Below are 22477 nucleotides of genomic sequence, written 5' to 3' on the forward strand. Positions count from 1 at the left end.
TGTAACATAATCAAAAAGAAGTCTATGTATCCAGAAGAATTGGTAAAACCTATGCGCGAAGACTTGGCCAGTGCCGGGTTTGAAGAACTACATACAAGTGAGGCTGTAAATGAAGCCCTAAAAAAGGATGGAACTACTTTGGTAGTGGTGAATTCGGTTTGTGGTTGTGCCGCAGCCAATGCACGGCCAGCCGCTAAATTGAGCTTACAAAACAGCAAAACTCCGAACAACTTGGTAACAGTTTTTGCCGGTGTGGACATGGAAGCTGTTGCCACGGCAAGAAACCATATGGTCCCGTTTCCTCCTTCTTCACCAAGTATGGCCCTTTTTAAAGATGGCGAACTGGTTCACATGATTGAAAGACATCATATTGAAGGTAGACCTGCCGAGCTGATCGCAGAAAACTTGATGGAAGCATACAACGAGCATTGCTAAAATCAGGCAAATTAAGATATGAACACGCCACCCAAATGGGTGGTTTTTTTATTTTTACCAAAATTTAAACCTGTATCCGTGCTAAAACTGTTGTCATACCCCCTAACCGTTTTATTCTTTTTGCTGTTTGGTCTGGTTCTGGTCATATTCCATCCCATACAATGGTTTTGCCTAAAAGTGTTCGGGTACAATGCGCACAAAAAAAGCGTTTCCATATTAAATTGGTTCATTATGCGATGTACCAACGTTCTGGGAACTCGGTACAGCTTCAAGAACAATCAGGATATCCCAACGGACAGGCCTCTTATTATTGTTACCAATCACCAAAGCATGTACGACATTCCACCGATTATTTGGTATATGCGAAAGTACCACCCCAAGTTTGTAAGTAAAATAGAGCTAGGAAAAGGGATACCGAGCGTTTCCTATAACTTAAGGCATGGTGGCTCGGCCTTGATCGATAGAAAAGACCCTAAACAGTCCATTTCCGAGCTTCAAAAATTGGCCAAGTACATTAATGAGAACAACCGAAGTGCCGTTATTTTCCCGGAAGGTACCCGAAGCAGGAATGGAGTGCCCAAGCCATTCAGGACAACCGGTCTCAAAGTAATGCTGAAAAATGCACCCGAAGCTTTGCTTGTCCCCATCAGCATCAATAACTCCTGGAAATTGTTGCGCTACGGAAAGTTTCCCATGGGATTGGGTTCCCAAGTTACTTTCGAGGTGCATCCTCCAATTGAAAATGAAGGCAAAGTCGATGAACTTATTGCCCAAATAGAAAGTACCATCGTGGCAGGTGTCAACAACAACTAATGGAGGAAACACAACTCATATTACGGACCATCAATTTTGTAAAAAAAGAGCTCCAAGATGCAGAGGGCGGGCACGATTGGTTCCATATTGAGCGTGTTTTCAATACCTCCAAATTGCTTCTGAAGTATGAAGAGGGAAATGCTACGGTCGTAAAATTGGCTGCCCTGCTTCATGATATTGCCGACCCAAAATTCCATGGAGGGAACGAGAACATTGGCCCGGAAACCGCAAAAAACTTTCTAGAATCCCTCTCCGTTGATGGGCAGACCATTGATCACGTAGTGAACATCATCAAACATATGTCCTTCAAAAATAGCCTGGAGAAGGGAACCATGTTTACATCTAAAGAGCTTCAAATTGTACAAGATGCGGACCGATTGGATGCCATTGGCGCCATAGGCATTGCCAGAGCATTCAACTACGGAGGTTTTAAAAACCGGGAGTTGCACAATCCGGATGTCCCGCCCAATCTCAACATGAGCAAGGAGGAATACAAAAAATCCAAAGCGCCCACCATTAATCATTTCTACGAAAAACTACTGTTGCTCAAGGATAAGATGAATACCAAAACCGGAAAAAAGCTGGCGGAAGAGCGTCATCAATTTATGTTGAACTATCTCGACCAATTTTACAGAGAGTGGAATGGGGAATCGTAAAACCTAGGATTTCTCTTTACCTTTTTTGTATCTTGGGGACTCACATAATATCAAACTAAACATAATGCAAAGAAGAAAGTTCATCCAAAATGCAGCCGCTGCATCTGCCGCATTTTCGATTGTACCCAGTCATGTTCTGGGAAAGACCCACATTGCTCCCAGTGACACCCTTTATGTAGCCGGATTTGGGGTAGGCGGAAGGGGAAATGCTGTAATAAACGGCCTCAACGATACCGGAAGAGTAAAATTTGTTGCTTTTTGTGACGTAGACGACCGTCGTGCACAACAAACCTACGAGCAGTTCCCCGATGTAAAACGATATAAAGATTTTAGAAAGGTTTTTGATGCACATTTAGGTGACATTGATGCCATTGCCGTGGCAAGTCCAGACCACACGCATGCAACCATTTCCTTGCCGTTTATGCGGGAAAAAAAGCATGCCTACGTGGAAAAACCACTTACACATAACATTTACGAGGCTCGCTTGATGACCCAAGTAGCTAAAGAGCAGGGAATTGTAACCCAGATGGGGAATCAAGGTGCTTCCAGTGATGGTAGCCGAATTGCCCGCGAATGGGTAGAATCCGGGATTATTGGAAAAGTACATACGATAGATTGTTGGACCAACAGGCCTGTTTGGCCACAGGGGGTCCCCTTGCCTGCTGAAAAAGACCGTATCCCAAAAGGATTGGATTGGGACCTTTGGTTGGGCCCTGCCCAAATGAGGGACTACAACGATGCCTATCTCCCATTTAAATGGAGAGGTTTCTGGGACTTTGGAACCGGCGCGTTGGGCGATATGGGATGTCATATCATGGAAACACCTTTTAGCGTGCTTGATTTAGGGTATCCAACAGAGGCAGAAGCTAGTTGCACCACTGTTTGGGTAGATGACTTTGTAGAGGCTGATTATAGCCACTCCTGTCCTCCTTCTTCCAAAATCCATTTGAAGTTTGAACACGAAGAACACGGCGACATTGCATTGAACTGGTACGATGGGGGCCTAAAACCAGACCTACCTGATGAACTAAAAGACGATGAGACCATTGGCGATTCCGGTGGCGGAAGTGTTATTTATGGTGACAAGGGTATATTGGTATGCGACACCTATTCCCGAAATGCAAGATTGCTCCCTTCGGAAATGATGGACCTTTACAAATCCCCAACCCCAAAATATGACAGGGTACCCGGAGGAATAGATGGCCACTTTGCCAACTTTGTGGATGGTTGCCAGAACGGTACGCCAACTTCTTCCAATTTTGAAAAGGCGGGAAGGCTTACCGAGACCGTATTGATGGGCAACTTGGCAGTAAAGGCGTATCAATACAAGGAACTGAAGGAAGGTAAAAAATTAGGGGATTGGGATCCTTATGGTTTCCCGGGCAGAAGAAAACTTTTCTGGGACGGCGATAACATGAAGATCACCAACTACGAGAAAGCCAACGATTGGGTAACCCGTGATTACCGCGAAGGTTGGGAATTGAAATAGATCCTAAAAATTACATATTAAGAATGGCCCATAATGGGCCATTTTTTGTTTCCAAACTATTTGAGGGCCTAGAATAATTTCATTTGTCCGTTCTTATATTGTTCGTGAAGTTCCATGTTCAATCTCGGAAAGTTTCTGTTCTTAAAATATCGTTTCCTTGCAATCTGCGCCATTTCGTGTATTTGCTCGGCAATTTTACCTTCACCTTTGGTTCTTGTACCAAATCGGCTATCGTTAACAGTCCCACCATGGCAATCCTGAATCTGGTGCAATACTTTTTCCGCCCTATCCGGCATGGCCTTTTTAATCCAATCCGAAAATATTTGGCCGATTGCCCCGTTGAGCCGTACTACGGTCAACCCAAACGAAAGGGCTCCATGGTCCGCCACGGCCTTGGCCAACGGCAATAATTCATGTGAATTGATTCCCGGAATCATGGGAGCCAACATGGCGTTTACCGGAATTTTATTCTCGGATAACACTTGTATGGTCTTGAGCCTTTTTTGAATAGATGCCGTTCTGGGTTCCAGCTTGCGTCTGGTTTTTTCGGATAATGATGTTACGGACACATTGACACCTATCAATTGATTTTCATTGAGTTCCCTTAAAATATCGAGGTCACGCAATACCAAGGCATTTTTTGTGATAATGCCCACGGGATGTCGGTACTTTAAAAAAACTTCCAAACACTTTCTGGTAATCTCGAACTTCTGCTCAGCGGGTTGGTAACAATCGGTGTTACCCGATAAAACAATCGTGTGCGCTTTCCAATTTTTGTGCTTAATCTTTGCTTCCAAAAGTTCGGGTGCGGATTTTTTTACCAAAATCCTTCTTTCAAAATCAAGGCCTGCGCTATAGCCCCAATATTCGTGAGTGTTCCTGGCATAGCAATAAATACAACCATGCTCGCAACCTTGGTAGGGGTTCATGGAATATCCCATGCCCACATCGGGGCTGTCCACTTTGTTTACGATGGTCTTTGGGAAAATGGGTATGTACTGGGTTTTATTGCTTTCGTGCTCTTCACCTTCCAATCGGCAGAACTCCAAAAAGTCGTCACGCATTTCGAATACATGCTGCAAAAACCGATTGTCGGTATTTTTTTGAGCTCCCCTTCCCTTCAAGAATTCGTTGGATGACATATTTTGGATTTATTCCAAATATATGGATTATTTCCTTTTTATGAAATCAAAAAAATTATATAAAAAAAGCCGGGCAATGCCCGACTTTTACAGCTAATGGTTAGGTTGTCCCGAGGGACTTTTAGCTTACTTCAATCCAAAATAATCGACAACTGCATTGTAATCAGAAGTATCAACTCCTGCGGATTTTAGTTCGGACATGATGTTTTCACTACTTTTTGAAGTAGATGGGTTAAACTCGATTGACAATACAATAACTTCAGTATAATCACCCGCAGCAATTGCATATGAAGAATCATCTATTTGATCATAAAAATTTATCGCAAAAAGACTTTCATTCTCGTTATAGAAAACTCTGGCATAGTGGGTATTCTTATTCAGTGAACCCGGGATTGAGTAAACAATTCCACTATTATTTTTGATATAAAACAAAAATGAATAATTTTCAAAGGATTGTATATCTATTGGCAAATTCTCCTCGATAAAGTGACTGCTGAAATCTTCTGCAATTGGGTAAATAGTCTGGAATACGTTTGCATTTCCTGTTTCTCCTTGTTCTCCCTGTTCTCCTTGCTCTCCTTGAGGACCTGCAGGACCTATTGGACCGGTTTCTCCATCTGAACCAGAACAGGAAACCAACGTTATTGCCATTGCCAACATGGCCATACTAAATAATTTTAATGCTTTCATAATGATTTTTTTATTAGGGTTAATGCCCCAAATGTATGGTGGTTCTGCGGTTACATTTGGCCCTAATTCACCTATGCAGGCTATCAATTGATGAATGCCCCAATTCAATTGATAGTTAATTTTTCATGTAGGATTTTTCTTACTTATAAAATGATGAGAAATAAAAAAAGCCCCCAATGGAGGCCATTTTTGTCAAACTATGTATTGCTCAACTATTTAAAGTCAACTTTTACGAGTTGTTTTCTGCTCCCTCTTTTAGCATAGAACAACATCTTGTCCTCAGTTTCATCCTTTAAGGGTTTGGAAACCATGAGTGGCAACCTCGCTTCTTGCTGGTCGATGATTTTTTCATAATCCATGACGCCATTTTCATCCAACGAGATCATAAAAACATTCCGGTTGCGACTAAAGCCCTGTTTAAAGATCAAACGTTCGTTGTTGATCAATTGGGGATTTTCTGCCGCCGTACAAATAAAGAAGTAGGTGTTGCCGTCCTTACAATACGAACTATAGGATGCGTATGCTCCATCGCCTTGGGTCACTTCTGTTTTGTTTATGTTCCTCGCCCATTCCATACTACCATTTTGGTCGAGTTTTACACTGACAATATCGTTATGGTGATAGCGTTCGATTTTGACCCGCTGCCCCGCACCGGTAGTTTCCAAGCCCGAGGTTACGAAGTACTCTTCGGCATTGAAGAATATTTCATTGTTCTCCGTTACTTCGACATTTTTGAAAACAAGGTTTTTAATGTCCTTATCCTCTTCCCTGCCAAATTTATCATCCATAAATTGCTGGGAAAATGGGTTGTATTTCTGTGAACGAATGTCCAAAGTGCCAGGATTTACATCAAAATAAACTATGCCATTGTACCTGTTGTCCTTTCTATCGGCATAAAAGCCCGTACAGACCAGTTTGTTCCCAGTCAAAACAGGGTATAATGCTTCGGGATATTTTCCTGGGTCTACAAAGGACTGTGTCCTGCTCTCACTTTGGGATACTTTTATCAATTCATATTGAAACTTTCTTTCATCGACCCTAAACCTTCTCTTTTTAAAATAGGCCTTACCCACTATGTATGCAGTTTGAAGGTCCTTTGTAAATGCAATGTTCTCAAAAGCATAGTTCTTCTCCTCTATTTCATCCGAAAAATCGAACTCGAACTTTTTATTGAGCGCCGTATCGAACATATGAATCATATGCTTGTTGCTCTTACCCCTTTTGTGATGCGTACTGATGACGAAACCTGTTTCTTCTTCATTAAAGAGTATGGCGGTGGTAAATCCGCGCGAGAAATCACGGTTATAATAATTCTTCCCTACTGGGTCATCCACCTGCTCTGAAGCAATGGAGAGTAACTTCTTCTCCTGAAAATTAAAATCGATAACGGGACTTGTATGTACCCAATATTCGTATTCACCTCTATTTGAGTTATAATTGAGAAATAATAGGTTCAACTGACCGTTTTTAAGGAATCCGTCCACAAAATCCAGATCCTTGAGTTTATAGTTGTACTCGGAGACGAGCTCTAGATCGCTATTGTATTTTTCAATAAGATAGCCCTTGGGTTTAAGAATGAGTCCTTGATAATAAGCGCGTACCAAAACATAGCCCCCGGAATCGTCCTCATCGATGGCCACTAAATTGGAATATCGGTAACGATCCTTGTATTTTTCACCAAAATCGTAGGAAACGGGCATTTTTTGTGCATTGACGGCCATGCCCGACAGCACAAAGCTAAACAGTAGAAGCAGGTATTTTTTCATGATTAGGCTTGGTTAGGCCAATGGTCATGATCCAGGGAAATCGGCTTTACGTTTTTCCAAAAATGCAGAGGTACCTTCTCTAAAATCGTCGGTTCCAAAGCAAGTGCCGAAAGCATCAATTTCCGCCGAATAGCCATCAGCGTCATACCTAAAACCAGCATTTACCGCTTTTATTGCATGTTTTATGGCAATGGAAGAATTATTCGATATCCTGCTCGCTATCTTGATGCAAAAAGGCAGAAGTTCCTCGCTGGCCACCACATGGTTTACCAATCCATATCCAAACGCCTTATCGGAATCTATCATCCCGGCCGTCATGATCATTTCCATGGCCCGGCCCTTGCCCACCAACTGTGGTAAGCGCTGTGTGCCCCCATATCCGGGGATTAAACCCAAAGATACTTCGGGAAGTCCCATTCTGGCATTACTGCTGGCCACCCTAAAATGGCATGCCATGGCCAGTTCCAATCCCCCACCAAGTGCAAACCCATTGATTGCCGCAATAACAGGGGTAGACAGATTTTCAACAAAATCGAACAGAGTCCGTTGTCCTGTTGCGGCCAATTGCCGCCCCTCCTTTACAGAGAAATCTGCGAACTCTGAAATATCGGCACCTGCTACAAATGCCTTGTCGCCACTTCCGGTAATTATGATGACCTTGGTTTCCGGATCCTCATCCAATTCCTTGAACGCCACATGTAGCTCTTCTATAGTCCTTTTATTGAGTGCATTAAGCTTTTTGGGCCTGTTTATGGTAATGGTGGCCAAATTGTTCTCTTCTTCAATGTAAATGTTTTCGTAATCCATTTCGATTGCTATTTGGGGCGACAAGTATACTTCTTGCCGTTATTTCTTCTGTTCCTTTGGAAAATCTATGGTAAATACGGTGCCTTTTCCAACTTTTGAAGTAAAGGTAATGGTTCCTCCATAGTTTTCCACAATGTTCTTTACCATGCCCAAACCTAGACCGGTTCCACTAGACTTGGTGGTAAATTTGGGCTCAAAAATCCGGTGTTTGTTCTCATCTGGAATGCCCAGTCCGTTATCGGCAACGGAAATTTTTACCCTATCGCCCACGGTTGCCACGGTTACCAAAATTCGTGGGCTTTCCACGTCCGGAATGGCCTGGATGGCATTCTTGACCAAATTGGTAATCACCCGTATCAATTGGGTGCGGTCCAATTTGGCCACCACTTCCTCTTCGTCCGTGATGAAGTGAATGTAATCCTCATTGAAAATTTCCAACGCCAACTTTACCACTTTTACCACATTCAAGGTCTCGTTCTGCTGGGCGGGCATATCCGCAAAGCTGGAAAAAGCGGTGGCAATGTTGCTCATGGTATCGATTTGTTGGATCAAGGTCTTGGAGAACTCCTTTACCTTTTTCTGAATTTCCGGGTCGGTGGGGTCGAACTTTCGCTCAAAACTCTGAACGGTAAGACGCAATGGGGTCAACGGATTTTTGATTTCGTGCGCCACCTGCTTCGCCATCTCGCGCCAAGCCTGTTCACGCTCGCTACGGGCCAGTTTTACCGCGCTTTCTTCCAACTCATCAATCATTCGGTTATAGGAGTCCACCAGTTTACCTATTTCTTCCCCAGGGCTTTCCAAATATATTTTCTCGTTCTGACGGGTCAGGTTGGTACGATACATCTTGTCCGATATGGTCTGAAGTGAGCGGGTAATATATTTTGATATAAAATAAGCCAGTATAATGGCCACGAGCAGCATCAAAATATAGACCATGGCCAGCCTAAAAAGAAACTCCTTGAGTTCCATATTGTTGAAGGTATTATCCTCAAAATAAGGAAGGTTCAAGATGCCGATGGGTTTAAATTTAAGGTCGTAGATATACGTATAGATGGCCTGATAGTTGTCCCCCGCCGCTCTCTTTTCTTCAACGAACTTGGTTTCCCCACTTTCCCTTAAATAATTCAGCACTTCGGCATCCAGGCATGTAGCGATTGAATTGGATTCGAAAGTAGGTCTGGAGCTTTTAATCAAATTTCCTTCTAAATCATAAATGTTGAAGTTCACATTTTGAATGCTGGCAATCTTATATATATCCTCGCTAAAAATAAGATGGAGGTTTTCCGTTGAGATCGGGTAAGTTGTCTCTTTGAGTGTATAATTGATACTCTTGATGAGTTGCTCTTCCTTACGCTCCAGTCTTTCGTTATGGTAATCGTTGCCTTGCTCCTTATACTGATATACCGTTACCCCTGCAATCAATACAGAAGCGACCACCACCAAAGTGATCATGGCGACAAATATGCGGGAACGTAAGGAGAGTTTTCCTAACAAATTTGCTAGATTTTAGAGTTAAATTTAAGCAATTATCGAGCCAAAAAAGTTTAAGCATTGGGGTTTCTATCCCGTACCTTTTTGTACCACCTTATGCCCAGCATCAACAAAATCATAAGGGCAAACATGCCCACTATCCCATAAATCCAATTGAAAGCACTTTTTAGAATCACTAAAAAAACCACAGCAAAAAGGATTATAGTGGCCACCTCGTTCCATATCCGCATAAACTTGGAGGTGTATTTGACCTCATTGCGCTGCAATTGCTTAAAAATTTGATGGCATTTAAAGTGGTACACAAACAGCAAGAGCACAAACACCAGTTTGACATGCATCCATGGTTGCTGTAACCATCCTGGCATCAAAATCAACAACCAAATTGCGGTAATCGTACACAAAACGGCCGATGGCCATGTAATGATGTACCAAAGCCGCTTGGTCATCAACTTTAATTGTTCGGATAAAATCTCTTTATCGGGGGATGGCTTTTTCCAAGCTTCGATATGGTAGATGAACAGTCTGGGAATGTAGAACAGACCCGCGAACCAGGTCACCACAAATATGAGATGCAACGATTTTATATAGGGATACAACAATTGCTCGGTTTTTACAATTTACATCCGAATGGCACCTATGCCATTCTCCCAAAGTTTGGCGTTAAAATTAGGTATTTCTGTATTCATAAGGGACTCCGCTCTTCTTTTTAATACAATCCATTGTGCGTCCAGCTCTGCTTTTCTATCTTTTGATGGTTGATTAATCTGTGGCAAGGCGCTATTGCTATGGTTCATTACAAACAGGTATTCCGCCGTAAACTTGTTGGGGAAATTTTCTACATCGTCATAGGCTTGCGATTTGCGTTGGACCATTTCTTCGTCCCACTCCTTTAATTTATCGAGCAAAGCTTGGCCTTCTTCTTTCAATTCCTGATTATCCAAATCCTTCAAAAGTTTCTCCAGTTGGCCCTGTGCTTCTTTTAATTTATTGACTTTGTTGTGCATATCGGTCAGGTTGGCTTCAAAATCTATCATGATATCATGGTGCTCTTCAAACCGCTTTTGGGGAACATCGGTGTTCGGCATAGGAACAACACTTCCTTGGGTAGTAACAACTTTATCACCTGCCTTAAGATGCATAGTGTAAATTCCTGGCGGAACTTTATGTCCAGAAAAATCTGCCTCAATATATACCCCGGGCACACCAGGGACAATAGGGGTTTTTAAATCCCAAACAAAACGATTAAGCCCTTTATCCGTTCCCAAAACCGGTTTTGGAGGCGCCCCTCCTCCATTGTGCGGGATATAATTTTCATCTTTCTTGGAGGTAAAGCTTCGGACCAATTTGCCCTGTGCATCGATTATTTCCATAGTTACCTCCGTGGAATCAATTTTTTGCGGAAGGTTATAATAAATCACCATGCCATTGGCCGGGTTGACACCTTCAAAAGAACTGGTTCCGGTCACACTTTTTGAAGAACTATTGAGTTGACTTCCCCAATTCCCGTGAATCGCTTCCTCTGGCTTATAAATTTTCAATTCATCAGTGATTCCCTTGTATTGAGAAAGCAGGTTGATGTTGTCCAAAATCCAAAAACTCCTTCCCGATGTTGCCACAATCAAATCCCCTTCGTGGGCCTTAAGGTCAGTAATGGGAGTCTTGGGCAAGTTCAGTTGTAACGGCTCCCATTTTTTACCATCGTTCCATGACACGTAAAGTCCCTTCTCCGTACCCGCATACAATAACCCTCTTTGCTCCTTATCCTCACGAACGACTCGAGTAAAGGCCCCATAGGGGATTCCCTCGCTGATGTTGGCCCAGCTTTTTCCGTAATCCGTGCTCTTGTACAGTCCGGGGGTGTAGTCGTTGAACTTATATCTTGTAGTGGCAATGTAAAGGGTGCCTGGGTCGTGTGGTGATACTTCTATGGCGTTCACCAAACATTCCTTTAATCCTTTGGGTGTGATGTTTTCCCAAGATTCTCCACCGTTTTTTGTTATGTGTACCAAACCATCATCACTACCTGTGATCAAAACACCTGCTTCGTGAGGTGATTCCAACAGATAGGCCAAAGTACCGTAGTTCTCCGCACCAACGGCCTCGTTGGTGTATGGCCCCCCCCCTTTTCCTTGTAATTCATCCTGATCACGGGTAAGGTCTGGCGATATTTCCTCCCAAGTGACTCCATTATCCCTAGTCCTAAGCACCAATTGTGCTCCATGATAAAATGTTCCTGGTTCATGCTTGGACCAAATGATGGGCGCATTCCAATTGTACAGATATTTCATGTCGCGAGCGTCGCGTCCCAAATATTGAATGGGGGCCGCCATCACGTTGCTGGACATTTTGGATTCCATGTCCAACAGTTCAATGGTTCCCAAATAACTTCCGCCCACTACATACCGTGGATCATCTGGGTCAAAGGCCAAAAACGCACTCTCGCCCCCAGCAGAATAGTGCCAGTCCTCTTGGTTGATGCTCCATCGACCTACGGAAAGGCTTGCAATTTTTACGGAAGTGTTGTCCTGCTGTCCTCCGTAGATATTGTAAGGAAAAAGATTGTCCGTATTGATACGGTAAAACTGGGCGGTGGGCATATTGTCCTGAAGCGTCCAATTCTCTCCATAATCGAACGAAATGGTTGCGCCGCCATCATCCGCCAAAAGAATGTTTTTAGAATTATCCGGATTGATCCATAGGTCATGGGTGTCTCCATGAGGAACGGAAATGGTCTCCCAAGTTTTGCCACCATCTTCGGAACGGAACATGGATGCACTCAAAACATACACCGTATCCTCATCATTGGGGTCTACAAAAACCTCAATATAATACCATGCGCGCTGCACCAAGCGGTTATCTCCGCTTACCATGTGCCAACTATCCCCTGCATCATTGGAGACGAATAGACCTCCCTTATCTTGATTGGAGTCGCTTTCAATCAGTGCATACACTTTATCTGAATTTGCTGGACTTACCGCTATGGCCATTTTACCTTTTTCTTCCGGAAGGCCATTGGTCATCTCTTTCCACGTGCTTCCGCCATCGGTGCTTTTATACAAACCACTTCCGGGTCCACCACTTATTACTTTGTTAGGTTTGCGTTGGTGTTCCCACATGGCAGCATATAGTACCAATGGGTTGTTAGCATCCATTGAGAGTTCTACGGCGCCCGTACCTTCATCCACATACAAAATCTTCTCCCACGTTTTTCCAGCATCCACGGAACGGTATACCCCTCGTTCTTCATTTGGGGCGTACAGTGCCCCTTGAGCAGCTACGTAAACAATATCAGGATTGTTCGGGTGGATTATGATCCGCGAAATATGCTGTGTCTTTTCAAGGCCCAACTTGATCCATGTTTTTCCTGCATCGTTGGATCTGTACATACCATCTCCATAAGAGGTCATTACTCCCCTCGGGGCATGCTCGCCCATGCCACAGTACACAATGTTGGGACTGGACTGGGACACGGCGACCGCACCCACGGAACCCATTTCAAAAAATCCGTCCGAGATATTTTCCCATTGCCCACCCGCATTGGTGGTTTTCCAAAGACCGCCTCCCGTAGTGCCCATATAATAGGTCAAAGGGTCGCCCACTACACCACTTGCGGTTACGGAACGCCCACCTCGAAATGGGCCAATGTTCCTGAATTTCATGGGTTCAAAATAATCGTTGGCGGTCTGTGCAAAAGTGAGGGTTCCAAGAACCGCACTCAGCAAAAAAAGAAATCCTTTTTTCATGGTGATGGTTGGTTGTAAATAAATTGGTGCAATCGGTAAAAGTGAAAAAGCCCCTATGAAAACATAAGGGCTTTGTAAAATTATTCTTCGATGCTCAAATAATCCAATTTGAGTTGATTGAATTCGTTGTTGAACGCAGCTATCTCCTGATCAATCAAGGTATCAAAAGTACTTAACTGCTCATTGATCTTAGCTGTCATTTCATTTTTGACTGCAATGTCCTGCTCCGTTGGCGGGAAATCGTCTATGGAAACCAAACTGTTCAAGTGAGCCAACTTATTGGTCAATTTAATAGGGAAGTTCAATGGATCTTGGTTACTTCTGTTCTGTGTTTGATAGAGTTGCTTCTCTATCGAGCCAAATTCTTCCTTCATTTTTTCGGCTTTCTCTACCAAAGCTTTGGTTGCCTCATCATCTTTGTACTTTTTGATGAACTCATCCAACTTACCATTGATGGCTCTGATTTTTTTTATGGATTGATGCGCCCTGTCCACGGTCTCGTTCACTTCGGTGATGAAGTCGTACTGCTTTTGCATGTCGGCAGCGGTGACCTCCGCCCTTGGGTCGGGAAGAATGGTAAAGTTTTCCGTTTGGGTGTCACCATTGACATTCAAGGTAACTTTATATGTTCCCGGCACCGCTTTTGGTCCACTCAAATTGGCCCACCACAAAATCATACCGTCCAATCGTTCGGCACCCTTACCGCGCGTGTCCCAAACATAGGTATTACCTCCTTTTTTGGCTTCCAATTTTTTGCCCTTTTCTTTAGAATAGGTGCTATAGGTTTCCAAGGTGTCCCCGTTCATTTTTGTGTAGGTCAGAGCAATACTGTCCTTCTCGGAGAAGTCTTTCAAATAAAAATGGGTGATTACACCGTTTTCCAAATTCTCACCTTCTGTTTTTGACGGCCTTCTAGCTGCTCTTCCCTTAGTTCTGTAGCTATCCCTTGGTTTGTACAAAATGGCATTGGCAGATTTTTTTGCATCATCCAACTGATGAAGTACCGTAAGGTCATCGATAACCCAGATACTTCTACCTTGTGTGGCCACTATCAAATTATCATCCTTAATGGTCAAATCTGTAATTGGAACAATGGGCAAGTTCATTTGGAACTTTTCCCAATGGGCCCCATCGTTAAAAGAAATGTACATTCCCGTTTCGGTTCCAGCATACAACAACCCTTTTCTTTTAGGGTCCTCTCTTACCACACGGGTGAAGTGCTCATCTTCGATTCCATCGGTGATTTTGGTCCAAGTTTTACCATAATCGGTAGTTTTATAAAGATATGGTGTAAAGTCACCCAATTTATATCGGGTTGCGGCTACATAACAAGTTCCTTCATCGAAAGCGGAGGGCTCGATGCTGTTGATCATATTCCACTCCGGCATACTTGGCGGGGTTACATTTTCCCAGGTCTGTCCACCATCTTTGGTAACATGTATTAGACCATCATCGCTCCCTACCCAAAGTAGACCTTCTTTCAAAGGGCTTTCATTAGCTGCAAAAATTGTACAGTAATATTCTACACTTGTGTTATCCTGTGTGATGGGTCCACCACTCGACACCAATTTTGTAGGGTCGTTACGAGTCAAGTCATCGCTCAACAATTCCCAGCTTTGTCCTTCGTTGGTCGTCATATGGACATGGTTGGAAAAGGTATAAAGCTTATTGGGATCATGCTTGCTGAACATAATAGGGAAGTTCCACTGAAAACGGTACTTCATCCCTTCGGCACCATGGCCCATAGGGTTGTCCGGCCACACGTTAATGGCCCGTGTTGTATTTTTGGCATGGTTGACCCTCGTCAACAATCCGCCGTAGCTACCACCATAAACAATATCGTCATTGGTCGGATCAACGGCAATGTGCGCCGATTCGCCTCCCGCTGTTTCCTCCCAATCATCCTCACCTATGGAACCATCGTCACTTCTGTAGTTGATCCTAAGGGTCGAGTTATCTTGCTGGGCTACGTAAATTCTATAAGGAAACGCATTATCAGTGGTAACCCTGTAAAATTGGGCCGTAGGCTGGTTGTTCATGGTACTCCATGTTTCACCTCCATCATAACTTACCTGTGCTCCACCATCATCGGCCATTACCATACGCTTAGAGTCTTCCGGCGCAATCCATAGATCATGGTGGTCTCCATGCGGCGCATTGGATGATTCGAATGTTTTTCCACCATCGGTACTTTTGTGATAACTTACGTTCAATACATACACAACATCTTCGTTCTCGGTATCCGCATAAATTCTTGTGTAGTACCAAGCACGTTGCCTTAGGCTCCTATCACTATTGATTAACGCCCAGGTCTTACCTCCATCCTCGGAACGATATAACCCTCCTTTTTCCTTGTTTTCCACCATGGCCCAAACTCTGCTGCTATTTTGAGGGGATACGGCCACACCTATTATTCCCAAAGTGTCGGTAGCAAAACCTTCATTCTTGGAAATTTCGGTCCAGGTTTCACCGCTATCGGTACTTTTCCAAAGAGCAGAGCCTTCGCCCCCACTGTTCAAGCTATAAGGTGTACGCTCTATTCTCCATGTGGAGGCGTACATGATTCTTGGGTTGTTTGGGTCAAACGTCAAGTCGACCGCTCCTGCCATATTGTTGGCAAAAAGCACTTTTTTCCATGACTCTCCGCCATCGGTACTTTTATATACACCTCTTTCGTCGGTAGGTTTATATAGATTGCCCATTACAGCAGCATACACAATATTATGATTCTTTGGATGGATTCTCATTCGGGAAATGTGACGGCTTTTGTCCAAGCCCAACGATTTCCATGTTTTTCCGGCATCCTCAGATTTCCATACACCATATCCGGATGATACGTTACCACGAACGGTCTGTTCCCCGCCACCTACATAGATTACGTTATGGTCACTTTGGGCCACCTCAACGGCACCGATACTTCCTCCAAAATAACCATCGGAGACATTGTCCCAAGTAAGTCCACCGTCCATGGTCTTCCAGACACCACCTCCTGTAGCTCCAAAATAATAAAGATCCGGTTCACCGGGCACACCGGCAACTGTTCCGGAACGTCCTCCTCGAAACGGTCCTATCAATCGATACTCTAAACTTGAATAAAGTTCTTCGGGGTATTCGGGCGAACTTTGTTTCTTGTTCCTGCGCTGAGAATGAGCAGGGGAAATAAATAATGTGGTGGCAAGCAAAAGCATACCAATTTTGAAAAAGCAAGTCTTCATTTTTAAAGTGTTGAGTTAGTCAGCTTTAAATGTAGTGAAAAAGACACAAAAAAAGTTGTTCAATATTTTGTACTTTAACCCAGCTTATTTAAACCTAAAACTAAACAATGCTTAAATTTTTAAAGGTCGCCATTTTGATTCTGGCGATAACCGCCTGCAAAAATCAAACAAACAAAAAAGAAGAAACAGCAATCCCAGAGCCCGAAAAGGAAGAATTAGAATGGACCTATCTTTTTGATGGCTCCAGTCTGGAAGGCTGGCGAGGGTACGGGATGGACTCCCTGCCCCCTGGATGGACCATACGGGACAGTATCCTCACTTTTGATACCGAACTTGGACTGGAACAGGACTATACCGGTGGAAAGGATATTATTTACGGAGCCGAAGAGTTCGATAACTTTGAACTATATCTGGAGTGGAAAATTCCCGAAGGGGCCAATAGCGGGATCTTTTATCATGTCAAAGAAGGGTATGATGGTCCTCCCGTGGTTGCACCGGAATATCAAATTATAGATGATGAAAACTATGCCAACATCCACGACTTGACCGGGTACAACTCTCAATTTGGTGCAGAGCACCCGGAACTGCTCCAAGATTGGCAAAAAACAGGGGCCGATTACGCCATGCACACGGCTGATGAATCCCAGAAAAACTTAAACCCCGTCGGTGAATGGAATTCTTCAAAAATCATATTTACTCCCGAAAAGGTGGAACATTGGCTCAATGGCAAAAAATTATTGGAGTTTGTCCCTTGGTCAGAAGAATGGAATACTAAAAAATCATCGGGCAAATGGGACAACGCCCCTGATTACGGAAAATTTAAAACAGGCTACATTGCACTTCAAGATCATTCGAGCCCCATTTGGTTCAGAAACATAAAAATTAAAAAACTATAACCTCCAGACCATGAACAAAAGAGAATTTTTAAAGAAAAGTAGTGTAGGTGCGCTTGGTATAATGCTGGCACCTTCCATTTTAAAGGCAGGATTTCCAAAAGATAAACTTAGAACCGCCCATATCGGTGTCGGTAACATGGGAATGGAGGATTTAAAGGCGGTTTCTTCCCACAGCGCCGTTGAGGTCATTGCGTTATGTGATGTGGATGCCATCAATTTATCCACGGCCCACAAAATGCATCCTGGCGCACGTATCTTTTTTGATTACCGTGCCATGTTGGAGGAAATGGGGGATGAAATCGATGCAGTAATCGTATCCACCCCTGACCATACACATGCGCCCGCTTCTTTGATGGCGATGAATATGGATAAACCTGTGTATTGCCAAAAACCGCTGACCCATTACGTATCCGAATCAAGGGAAATGAAGAAAGTGGCCGCCGAAAAAGGTTTGATCACCCAAATGGGCATTCAGGTACACTCTTTTTACGATTACAAATTGGCCACATTGTTGATTCAATCTGGAATAATCGGAAAAGTACATACCGTGCACGCATGGTCTCCCAAAAACTGGGGATATGATGGCCCATTGCCAGAGGGAGAAGATCCTGTACCGGAACAATTGGATTGGAACCTTTGGCTGGGAACATCAAAACAACGTCCCTATAAAGCTGATATGTACCATCCCGGAAATTGGAGAAAATTGATGGACTACGGCTGTGGCACTTTAGGCGATATGGGAGTTCATATTTTTGACACTCCTTACAATGCCCTTAATCTGGATGTGCCCAGAACCATTAAAACAGAGTGCAGACCGACCAACGGATTCGGTTTCCCTGAAAAAAATACCGTAACCTACGAGTTTCCAGGAACCGAATACACCGGAAAATCCCTAAAATGGGTTTGGTATGATGGCCCCGGAGCACCAGAAATGCACGAAGACCTTTTGTTGCCGGGAATGGAAATGAAAAAAGATAAAGATACCTCCAAGAAAGGAAGCGAAACCAATATTTCCTTGGATGCAGGGGTAGCTGGCGAAAACGAATTGCCAGAACAAGGGGCTATGTTCGTAGGGACGAAAGGACGATTATTGTTGCCCCACTTTATGCAGTTACCTAAAAAGATTGTTCGTGGCAAATATGTGGACATCTCCAAAGAAATTGCCAAGGTATCCGAAGAGCATAATTTGGGGGAACCTATCCGGAATTATGCTACCGAAGGGCCAAAGCACTACCACCAATTTGTAGATGCTTGTTTGGGCAAGGGGGAAACCACGGCACCATTTGATTATGCCGCCAGATTGACCGAAACCATTCTTTTAGGGACCATTGCAGGAAGATTCCCAGGGGAAACCTTGCATTGGAATGCAGAAACGGCTCAATTCCAAGAAGAAAAGGCAAACAAATATTTGTCCGGAGACTATCGAGATTTTTAAAAAGACAATGAACAGATAATGCCAACAAACCAAGAATATTGGTTAAGTGGCCCGGTGCCCCGTATACCTCCTCTTTTGCAACCTGCGGCGCACGCCCTGTTGCAATCGGTTCGTGAAATAAAGACCTATCTAACGGATTTTCCCGAAGACCATCTTTGGGAAAATCCATTTGATCGCGCTTCGGTCGGATTTCATTTACGCCATATTACCGGTGTCCTGGACCGTATGCTCACCTATGCGGACAACAAAGGATTGACCGAGGAACAATTTCATTATCTCAAAAATGAGGGCAATGGAGAAGGAGCTTCTTCTTCCCAACAATTAATAGCTGATTTTGAATCAAAAGTGGACGAAGCTCTGGACTATTTTAAAAATACACCAGAATCCATACTAACTGAAGAACGTTTTGTGGGGCGCAAAAAATTGCCCTCAACGGTAATCGGATTGTTGTTCCATGCCGCAGAGCATAGCCAGAGGCACGTTGGGCAATTATTGGTGACGGCGAGTGCCATAAAAGATCAATTGTTTCGTAATGAGTAAACCCAAATCCAGTCTTAGTTTTTTGTTCCTATTGATTCCATTACTGATGCTATCACAAAACCGACTTCGAGATTATGGGGTTGAAATTGGCGTGCTTCAACCCGGAACTTTAAATGCCATTACCGATGTACCCGGCGTTCAGGTCGGGCACACCACTCGTAATGAAGGAGAAAATATAAGAACTGGGGTAACGGCTATTCTACCCCATTCCGGAAATATTTTTCAAGAAAAGGTCCCTGCTGCCATCTACGTGGGCAATGGGTTTGGCAAGTTGGCAGGATATACTCAAGTAAAAGAGTTGGGCAACTTGGAAACACCCATCATTCTGACCAACACATTGAGTGTTTCCACAGCTGCAAATGCAGTTATTGGATATACGCTCAATCTGCCCAAAAACGAAAATGTGCGTTCCGTAAATGCGGTAATCGGCGAAACCAATGACGGTTACCTCAACGATATTCGAGGACGACATGTAACCGAAGCCGATGTACTCCAAGCCATCAAAAATGCTAAGAACGGAGCCGTGACCGAAGGTAGCGTCGGAGCCGGTACCGGAACCATTTGTTTTGGATTTAAAGGCGGAATTGGCACCTCATCCAGAGTACTGCCAAAAAAATCCGGAGGTTACACCGTTGGCGTTTTGGTACAATCCAATTTTGGCGGTGTATTGCAAGTTGCAGGAGTTGAAGTAGGAAAAAAATTGAAACACTATTCCGATACCTTTAAATATTCCCCCGATGGATCTTGTATGATGGTGGTTCTCACCGATGCGCCATTGGATTCCAGAAATTTGGAACGCTTGGCCAAGCGGGCCATGTTAGGGCTTTCGCGCACGGGCGGCATTGCAAGCAATGGCAGCGGAGATTATGTGATTGCCGTTTCTACGGCAGAAGCATGTCGAATTCCTTATGAGAGTGAAAATCCGATTCAAAATGTTCCGACCTTGAGAAATGAGGCCATGACCGCTCTATTTTTAGCTACCATCGAAGCGACCGAAGAAGCCATCCTCAATTCCCTTTTTGCAGGAGAAACCTTGATTGGCCGGGATGGACATAAAATTGAGGCGCTACCTAAGGAAAAAGTGTTGGAAATGTTGAAAGAGGCAGGTAAAATCGACTGATTATTTTTCCAACTGTAACAATATTGGTTCGTTTTTCTTCAATCAGAGAGCCAATATTTATGATTTTCCATTTTTTTAACCCTCATCGTCTTGGGGCTTATCAATATGGAATTTATAGAAGAATCCTAAGGAAAATCAAGAGGTTTTTTAAATCAGTACAATTCCATGTAAGATATCGGTAGCCCGATTTTAAATTATATTCTCCTATGGCTCTTTAGGTTAAAGAAAAATTATATAGATTTGGATGCGCTGCCCCAAAACTTAACACCTACTTATTATGGAAAATATTCAATGGAACAAAATTGGAAATGATGTATCTGATGAACAATGGTTTGATGAAATCAACAAGATACTTGAAAAAATTGATTTCGTAACACCAACTGATGAAGCAGTGCATAACAGCGACCACGAAAGAGGTTATTTTCATGACCATCTCGTAACGCTAAAAGAGCTTACTTCGAGAATACTCTCTTCTACTGAAGCAATAAACCGTCCTCAATGGAGTCTAGCCATTAAAAAAATAATTGATTTAACCCCTTCAGGAAAGGACCTATTGTTAGATTCTGGTTTTCCTGAGGAAGACTTGGAATACATTGATGAAGATGAGGTTCTTCATGAAAGTGGCATTATGGACGGAGTCTGTGATTTTCATCAGTACACAGCTGATTTCTGTTACCAATCTTTTATGAACCCGGAAGTATCAAAAAGAACTGACTTTACCGAAACGCTCCTTTATGTAATCAACCAAGATTTAGAAGGAATAGGTTCTGGTTTGTCAAACGATGATTTAATAAAGCTCTTAAAAATGGAACACGTGAAAAACCATAAGGACTTTGAGCTTATTAAAAAGCGTCTCGAATCATGTAGTTATTTGATATTTCTGGAAATGTAATGATTCCTACTTGAAGAAAGTGGTAGATAGTTTGCAAGCCCAAAGAAAACATTGGCACTAAACTATCTGCCACCTTCTTTTCTGTCCTTTAAAATTTTCCAACTGTAACAAACCCGATGCATTTTACACTAATCTAACGGAAGTAAGCTTCTTTTTTAATAAATTAAGCATCAAATAAACTAAAAACGCTACCATGGATATTTTTGGAAAAATCAAGGAAAAACTCAGTAACGAGTTCATTGACATTGTTGAATGGCTCGACTATACGGACGATACCATTGCACACCGGTTCGAGCGCTATCAAAACGAAATAAAGAACGGAGCAAAACTGATTGTCCGCGAAGGACAGACCGCAGTTTTTATCAATGAGGGGCAGTTGGCCGATGTATTCAGTCCGGGCACCTACGACCTTACCACACAAAACTTGCCCATTTTAGCCACCCTTAAAGGTTGGAAATATGGGTTCAATTCCCCTTTTAAAGCGGAGGTCTATTTTGTGAACACCCATCTTTTCACCGATGAGAAATGGGGCACAAAAAGTCCGATCACCCTTAGTGATGACCGTTTTGGTTTGGTAGAAATACGAGCTTTCGGAACCTATGCCTTCAAAATTTCCGATGCTGGAAAATTTATTAAGGATATTGTTGGTACCGATAGCAACTTCACCAATTTTGAGATCAACGAGCACTTAAAAAGTTTGATTGCGACGCGGTTTACAAATACCGTTGGTCAGGCCAATTTACCAATTGAATTGTATGCCGCCAACACCACCGAACTTTCGGATACGTGCCGCGAAGTTATGTCACCAGAGTTTGAAAGTGTGGGCATCTCTTTGGAGAAATTCTACATTGAAAACGTATCCATGCCCGAAGACCTTAAAAAGGAAATCTTCGAATACAGCCGTATCGATAAACTGGACTTGGATAAATTGACCAAGTTCAAAACCGCAAAAGCTATTGAGGCTGCTGCCCAAAACGAAGGTGGAACCGCTGGTGCCGGAATGGGTATGGGAATGGGATTTGTGCTGGCCCAACAAATGGGCGGCATGATGGGAGGAAATACGCAAGCCGCCCCACAACAAGCTGCTCAACCAACAGGAGGAACTGTACCACCGCCAATACCCACACCAACAATGTACTACTATGCTGCAAACGGGGTACAACATGGTCCGGTAACTTTTGAGCAAATGCAGTCCTTGTTCGCTTCTAGAGCTATCAACCGTGATAGTTTGGTTTGGAAACAAGGCATGTCGGCATGGACAGCACTGAAAGAGGTGGAAGAATTAAAATCGTTCTTGGGAGGGAATACACCACCACCGTTACCAACGGAGTGATCTTATTAATG

The 22477-nt window shown here is 43.4% G+C and carries 18 protein-coding genes; 10 read left to right on the forward strand and 8 right to left on the reverse strand.

Annotated features, from left to right (window positions below):
- The first annotated feature begins 24 nt into the window (after window positions 1–24).
- From GUA46_RS01080 to GUA46_RS01095, 4 genes are all read left to right on the forward strand, one after another.
- Window positions 25–435, forward strand: coding sequence for a BrxA/BrxB family bacilliredoxin (locus tag GUA46_RS01080; protein ID WP_014032829.1), 411 nt, complete (start codon window positions 25–27; stop codon window positions 433–435).
- Window positions 436–513: 78 nt separating this feature from the next.
- Complete coding sequence (locus tag GUA46_RS01085; RefSeq protein WP_176618949.1) at window positions 514–1248, forward strand: lysophospholipid acyltransferase family protein; 735 nt, start codon at window positions 514–516, stop codon at window positions 1246–1248.
- Window positions 1248–1904: an HD domain-containing protein gene (locus tag GUA46_RS01090; RefSeq protein ID WP_176618950.1), complete on the forward strand. Its 657-nt coding sequence runs from the start codon at window positions 1248–1250 to the stop codon at window positions 1902–1904. The genes GUA46_RS01085 and GUA46_RS01090 overlap by 1 nt, the downstream gene beginning before the upstream one ends.
- Before the next feature lie 64 nt (window positions 1905–1968).
- On the forward strand, window positions 1969–3393 hold the full coding sequence (locus GUA46_RS01095) for a Gfo/Idh/MocA family protein (protein WP_176618951.1): 1425 nt from the start codon (window positions 1969–1971) through the stop codon (window positions 3391–3393).
- A 68-nt stretch (window positions 3394–3461) separates the two neighbouring features.
- On the opposite strand, the gene GUA46_RS01100 is transcribed toward GUA46_RS01095, so the two are convergent.
- From GUA46_RS01100 to GUA46_RS01135, 8 genes are all read right to left on the reverse strand, one after another.
- The gene (locus GUA46_RS01100; RefSeq protein WP_176618952.1) at window positions 3462–4535 is read right to left on the reverse strand and encodes a PA0069 family radical SAM protein; all 1074 of its coding nucleotides are present in this window, start codon (window positions 4533–4535) and stop codon (window positions 3462–3464) included.
- A 126-nt stretch (window positions 4536–4661) separates the two neighbouring features.
- On the reverse strand, window positions 4662–5225 hold the full coding sequence (locus GUA46_RS01105) for a hypothetical protein (RefSeq protein WP_176618953.1): 564 nt from the start codon (window positions 5223–5225) through the stop codon (window positions 4662–4664).
- 212 nt (window positions 5226–5437) lie between these two features.
- Window positions 5438–6991, reverse strand: a complete 1554-nt coding sequence (locus GUA46_RS01110) for a hypothetical protein (protein ID WP_176618954.1) — start codon at window positions 6989–6991, stop codon at window positions 5438–5440.
- Window positions 6992–7015: 24 nt separating this feature from the next.
- Window positions 7016–7798 (reverse strand): enoyl-CoA hydratase/isomerase family protein, encoded by a 783-nt coding sequence (locus tag GUA46_RS01115; RefSeq protein ID WP_108245483.1) that lies wholly within the window; start codon window positions 7796–7798, stop codon window positions 7016–7018.
- A gap of 39 nt (window positions 7799–7837) precedes the next feature.
- On the reverse strand, window positions 7838–9253 hold the full coding sequence (locus tag GUA46_RS01120; RefSeq protein ID WP_108245484.1) for a sensor histidine kinase: 1416 nt from the start codon (window positions 9251–9253) through the stop codon (window positions 7838–7840).
- A 92-nt stretch (window positions 9254–9345) separates the two neighbouring features.
- The gene (locus GUA46_RS01125; protein WP_108245485.1) at window positions 9346–9891 is read right to left on the reverse strand and encodes a CopD family protein; all 546 of its coding nucleotides are present in this window, start codon (window positions 9889–9891) and stop codon (window positions 9346–9348) included.
- An 18-nt stretch (window positions 9892–9909) separates the two neighbouring features.
- Window positions 9910–13035: a VPS10 domain-containing protein gene (locus GUA46_RS01130; RefSeq protein WP_176618955.1), complete on the reverse strand. Its 3126-nt coding sequence runs from the start codon at window positions 13033–13035 to the stop codon at window positions 9910–9912.
- 80 nt (window positions 13036–13115) lie between these two features.
- Window positions 13116–16250, reverse strand: a complete 3135-nt coding sequence (locus GUA46_RS01135) for a VPS10 domain-containing protein (protein ID WP_176618956.1) — start codon at window positions 16248–16250, stop codon at window positions 13116–13118.
- 107 nt (window positions 16251–16357) lie between these two features.
- On the opposite strand from GUA46_RS01135, the gene GUA46_RS01140 reads away from it, so the two are divergent.
- The 6 genes from GUA46_RS01140 to GUA46_RS01165 all read left to right on the forward strand — a co-directional run bounded on the left by GUA46_RS01140 (window position 16358) and on the right by GUA46_RS01165 (window position 22466).
- Window positions 16358–17146 (forward strand): 3-keto-disaccharide hydrolase, encoded by a 789-nt coding sequence (locus tag GUA46_RS01140; RefSeq protein WP_108245488.1) that lies wholly within the window; start codon window positions 16358–16360, stop codon window positions 17144–17146.
- 10 nt (window positions 17147–17156) lie between these two features.
- Complete coding sequence (locus tag GUA46_RS01145) at window positions 17157–18581, forward strand: Gfo/Idh/MocA family protein (RefSeq protein WP_176618957.1); 1425 nt, start codon at window positions 17157–17159, stop codon at window positions 18579–18581.
- Between the two features lie 18 nt (window positions 18582–18599).
- Window positions 18600–19121, forward strand: coding sequence for a DinB family protein (locus tag GUA46_RS01150; protein ID WP_176618958.1), 522 nt, complete (start codon window positions 18600–18602; stop codon window positions 19119–19121).
- Window positions 19114–20241 (forward strand): DmpA family aminopeptidase, encoded by a 1128-nt coding sequence (locus GUA46_RS01155; protein WP_176618959.1) that lies wholly within the window; start codon window positions 19114–19116, stop codon window positions 20239–20241. Before GUA46_RS01150 ends, GUA46_RS01155 begins: the two co-directional genes overlap by 8 nt.
- 277 nt (window positions 20242–20518) lie before the next feature.
- Window positions 20519–21133, forward strand: a complete 615-nt coding sequence (locus GUA46_RS01160) for a hypothetical protein (protein WP_176618960.1) — start codon at window positions 20519–20521, stop codon at window positions 21131–21133.
- A 193-nt stretch (window positions 21134–21326) separates the two neighbouring features.
- The gene (locus tag GUA46_RS01165) at window positions 21327–22466 is read left to right on the forward strand and encodes an SPFH domain-containing protein (RefSeq protein ID WP_176618961.1); all 1140 of its coding nucleotides are present in this window, start codon (window positions 21327–21329) and stop codon (window positions 22464–22466) included.
- Window positions 22467–22477 lie beyond the last annotated feature (11 nt).

Source organism: Flagellimonas chongwuensis, from assembly GCF_013376415.1.
GTDB classification, from domain to species: domain Bacteria; phylum Bacteroidota; class Bacteroidia; order Flavobacteriales; family Flavobacteriaceae; genus Flagellimonas; species Flagellimonas chongwuensis.